Genomic DNA, 599 nt, shown 5'->3' with positions numbered 1-599 from the left:
GTGGCTCAGGAGTAGGTTGGCGGTCGGTCAGCGTGATCAATCTGGGACCTCCGATCCCGCCCGAGCATCTGCCGCGGCTGTTCGATCGCTTCTACCGCTGCGACCCATCGCGCGCCGAGCCGGGCGATACCGGCGGCCTGGGGTTGGCCATCGTGCGCTCGATCATGCAGCTGCATGGCGGCGAGGTGAGTGTTCGCAGCGACGCCGGGGTGACCGAATTCACCCTGCGTTTTGCCGAAACGCCGGCCTGATTCCGATCGTTGGCACCGGATCGGGAAGCCTCACTGCGCTGTCACAGCTAAGGTGGATATAACCGCCTGTGAGAGACGCGCTTGTGGATAGTCTGAAAATCGCTACCTACAACATCAATGGCATCCGTGCACGTCGGGCCAATCTGCTCGAATGGCTGACGCGCGAGCAGCCTGACGTGGTCTGCCTGCAGGAACTCAAGGCGCAGGATGCCGATTTCCCCATCGACGACATCCGTGCGGCCGGCTACGGCGCGATCTGGCACGGGCAGAAGTCCTGGAACGGGGTGGCGATTCTGGCCCGCGATTGCGAGCCGCTGGAGATCCGCCGCGGGCTGCCGGGCGATCCGG

General features: G+C 64.6%; 2 protein-coding genes. Both read left to right on the top strand.

Annotation, left to right across the window (positions count from 1 at the left end; translation table 11 throughout):
• Positions 1–251, top strand: a 251-nt coding sequence (locus LO50_RS23055) for an ATP-binding protein (RefSeq protein ID WP_236690624.1), incomplete at its 5' end; no start/stop codon positions are given.
• 83 nt (positions 252–334) lie between these two features.
• Positions 335–599: exodeoxyribonuclease III (locus tag LO50_RS23050; protein ID WP_173425611.1), on the top strand; the 265-nt coding region annotated here is incomplete at its 3' end.

It is taken from the genome of Stutzerimonas stutzeri, assembly GCF_000935215.1.
Taxonomy (GTDB): Bacteria; Pseudomonadota; Gammaproteobacteria; order Pseudomonadales; family Pseudomonadaceae; genus Stutzerimonas.
The sequence above is the reverse complement of the archived record's forward strand: the minus strand, read 5'-3'. Positions and strand labels throughout refer to the sequence as shown.